The organism is Paenibacillus thalictri (assembly GCF_004307995.1).
Classification (GTDB): domain Bacteria; phylum Bacillota; class Bacilli; order Paenibacillales; family NBRC-103111; genus Paenibacillus_AF; species Paenibacillus_AF thalictri.
The window spans coordinates 1-3,915 of record NZ_SIRE01000062.1; the positions used below are offsets into that span (position 1 = coordinate 1).

The following is a 3,915-nucleotide window of genomic DNA, read 5'->3' on the forward strand; positions in this document are numbered from 1 at the left end:
CTTTTTTCGACGTTACATCCAGCGAGCTGCTGATCATGTTTTGTTTGCCGTCCATGAACACTGTTGTAATTTTCGATGTGCCGTCTTTGACGCCAACTACCCAGTTGCCCGCTACGTCAGCCGCTTGGGTATCGCTCGAAGAAACGGACACGATGTTTGACGGTACCGCTACTTCTTCGCCGCTGCTGTTTTTCGCTTTAACTTTTACTTCTTTAGCGAATCCTTTGTAGTTGTCGTACACGTTCTTCGCTGCTCCGCCCGCTGCGTCCCCGGCTTTGAAGTAATCGTCGGTGGCCAGCAAGGTGTTGTTGGATTTATCCAAGTAGGCTTCGTAGGAAATTTTGTTGTTTACGTTGTTTGGATCCAAAACTTCCATCGTTGTCGACAGGTTGTTCACTTCGACGTATTTCTTATCGGCGATTGTAGCTGTTCCAGCCGCATCTTGTTTGTACAAGGTTGCTTTGAACGTGTAGGATGCCGATTTTGCCAAATCCGTCGTGTAGAATTTGAACGATTTGTCGAAGATGCTGTCTACGCTATCCGACGAGTTTTTCGCCAGTGTAAAGTCTTTCGTGAGTGCTGTGCCGATCGTGCTTGGCTGCATCACGTATTTACGGGCCGATGTGGCATCGTTTTGGTCCACTCTTTGCTTGCTTGCCAGGCTCGTTGCTCCCAAGCTTGCTGCGTCGCCGCTGTTCGCTGTGAGCGAATATCTGACGAGGAATTGGCCGTTGGTGTCGTATTTCATTTCGCTGCCGAATTGGTCGTACACCTTCAGCTTCATTTCATTGTCAGTGCCGGCGATCATATATTTTTTCGGTGTTGTGGAGAACTTAATACCGTCGGCTTTGCGTTCGTCATATACGTTCATGTCCAGCTTCGTGCTTGCCGATGGGTTGTCCTTCAGTTGCACGGTGATCGATGCGGCGCCTTTGTTATCTGCGCTTTGGATCGCGATCATCCCTTTGTGCACGCCGGAGTTCGAGATCGGCTGGTCAGCGAGCTTGATGCCGCCGCTCGCGAAGATCGTAAATTTGTCTTTGTTGTCATAGATATCTTGACCGGTCAGCACGTTGCCCGCTTGGTCTTTCACGACCATTGGCACGTACATTTTGCCGTCGACTTCATCGTCGCCTGTCGGTACGTCGCCTTTAGCCAAGTTGTAGTTGTAGGCGCCGAATTCAAGTGTGTTAGGCACACGAGTTGCACCGATGGCGATTTTCTTCGTTACGGATTCGCCGGTGCCGTTAGCGTAAACGCTGATCGTAATTTCTTTGGCTTTATCCGATACGGAGCGCAGTTTCAAGTCCGCTGCGTCGTCGCCGATCGCGTTGTCCACGTAAGCGCCGGTGTCGCCTTCGTTGCCTTTGGCCAAGTCACCGTCAGGAATGGTTACAGTGACACCTTGGTTCAACTCGTCTTTGTTTTCGATACGCAGGCCGTATTGGTCATATACTTTGGTATCCAAGTACGCATAACCGTTCGCGTCGATCGACTCCACTTTGTTGCCGGAGCTGTTCAAGAGGTCGCCAACTTCCACTTTGGATACGATGCTCTTGTCACCCAACGTAAACGATTTGTTCACTTGTTTGTTGCTGTCTTGATGGATGATCGTCAAGGCGATTACGCTGTTGCGGTCCAAACCTTCTGGAAGCGTCAGGTAAAAAGCTTGTTCGCCGCCGATTGGCGTGATCGTGCCGTTGCTTGTAAACACGTCGAATTCGCTGGCCGGCATTTGTGTTTTTACGCCGTATTGGTTGGTAGCTTTGAAGTCAACGCGCAATTTTTTGCCAGGGTTGTTTGGCAGTGTGTCGCTGGAAGTCAGGAACTCGATTTTTTCGATTTTTTCTTTGTTTGTTGCTACTTTGGCTGTTTTGTTCGCTTCGTCGATGTTTTTCAGGCCGCTTAATGTAACGGTCCAGTTCGAGTCGTCAAACTTGCTGTCGAACACCAAGGTAGCTGTCATTTTTTTGTCGTCCCATTTCACTTCGTAACCGCCGTTTACTGCCGCGCCGTTCTTTTGAACGTCGAAGTGTACAAGGGAAGTATCTTCTACTGCGCCGTTTAATTTCACGGTCATTTGGTTCGCGTCGGTTGCTTTTAAGGATGCAATCGCGTATTGGCCGTTAAAATGCGGAACATATTGCTGTTTGGCTTCGTATGAAGAAAGCACCAGCAGATCGCGTGTTGCCGCGGTGGTGCCGCCGAATTTGCCGTCTTTGCCGTTTTCCAGCAGTTTATCTTGAAGCGCTACAGTTACGTAACCTTTCGCCCAATCGGACACGGTGTCGTCTTTGACGCCTTCGGCTTTTTTCGCCGCTTCTTCTTGGCCTAAGCCGCGAACCAGGAAGGTAGCCAGTTGTTCTCTGGTCACTTCGCCGGCCGGATCGTATTTGTCCGCTGCCACACCGTCCGTCAAGCCTGCTTTGACGATCGCTTCGATATAAGGAAGCGCGTAGCCGTTAGCCGGGTCGGTTGCTTTCACGTCAGCGAAGCTGGATGTTTTTAACGTGTTGTCTACTGGCAGTTCGAACACCAACGCGGCCACTTTTGCAAACTGCGCACGGTTCATTTTGTCGGTCAGACCAAACGTGCCTTCTTTCACACCATCAAAAATGCCGGCGGAAATCATCGTATCGAATTTTGCCTTCGTTGCTGTGTCCAGGTCTTTCAAGTCCGTGAAATCGCCGGTCGATTTCGGTGCCGCTGCAAGGGCCATCGAAGAAAACATCGAAAAGGCAACAGCCAAGGACAAAATCGTGGATAGGCTCTTTTTCATATGTGAAGTACCTCCATGTAGTGGGATTTTTTTGATTTGGGCAAAACAAAAAGCAAGCACGAATTGTACGAGTGATGCAACCTGTCAACCTGTCGGTGGGGCATCGGATCTATCAGCTCGTCTATCACTATCGCGTCTCGCTTGCTACATGAATGAGTATACTATGATTTCATCCGCCGAGTCATCGCAAAGAATCTCCCATGGAAGGAATGTCATTGGCAAGATACTTCAGGCGCGTTGGGTGGGAACGATAGGACTCGGCGCTTAAAGATACTTCAGGCGCGTTGGGTGGGAATGAGCCTGGGGTTCCAACCGCCAATTAAAATCATGGCCCTTGAATTGAAATTGGAAGAGGGTCGGGCCAAGATTTTAAACGCGGCCGCTTCGCTTTTCCACCCCAGGCTCATTCCTTGGCTCTACTATCGAGTTGGCCCCCAGCTTAAAAAATGAACCCAACTGGCGCTGCGCGCGGCTGGGTTGGCCGAACTTAGCGTCTCAATTGCTGACGTAGTCCGGCAACCTCGCGTGGCAGACGTACCCCGGTAGCAAAACCTATAGCAAAACATCGCCATAAAATGCACCGCTTTGACATCCAGCAGTTGTGTTTGTAGGAAGGCCCCGGCATAGCACGTGCCGTTGAATTGGCCGAATCCACGTCTACTCAGTTCGGCTCTCATCGTATCAAGTGCTTTAGTTAGGTTAATGAATACTGCGTGTAACCTTGGCTACTTAGCCGATCCTTTTTATTGACGTTTGTTTCTCGCAAGGGAACCTTTGTTATTGGCTAGTCCTATTCTCAGCGATTATCCCGCAGGGCATAAAAAAACAGCCCCGGTCGAATTGACCGGGGCCGCGCAGTGCTGCGGGTTCAAGCTGCTGCTTACCCCGCATCATGCCTCATTATTTTACGTTGACGTCAAATGTGGAGATGACTCCGCTTGGTGCGACGACGTTCACTTTGAAGCTTGTTACATCGCCTTGTGCGCCAGTGTATTGGATTTTGCCTGTGTCGGCGTTGATCGTTACGGCTTTCGGGTTGGTTCCTTCAATATCCGAGATGTAGAAGCTCAGTTTCAAGATATTGTTGTCGTTGTAGCCCGCGCCGTTGTCTCTTACCAGCATGTTGTCGGTCAATT

The 3,915-nt window shown here is 50.1% G+C and carries 2 protein-coding genes; both read right to left on the bottom strand.

The window, feature by feature from the left end; genetic code table 11:
* Nucleotides 1–2,779: S-layer homology domain-containing protein (locus tag EYB31_RS39795; RefSeq protein ID WP_131019128.1), on the bottom strand; the 2,779-nt coding region annotated here is incomplete at its 3' end.
* A gap of 900 nt (nucleotides 2,780–3,679) precedes the next feature.
* A partial coding sequence (locus EYB31_RS40575; RefSeq protein WP_165452852.1) for a hypothetical protein occupies nucleotides 3,680–3,915 on the bottom strand: 236 nt, incomplete at its 5' end.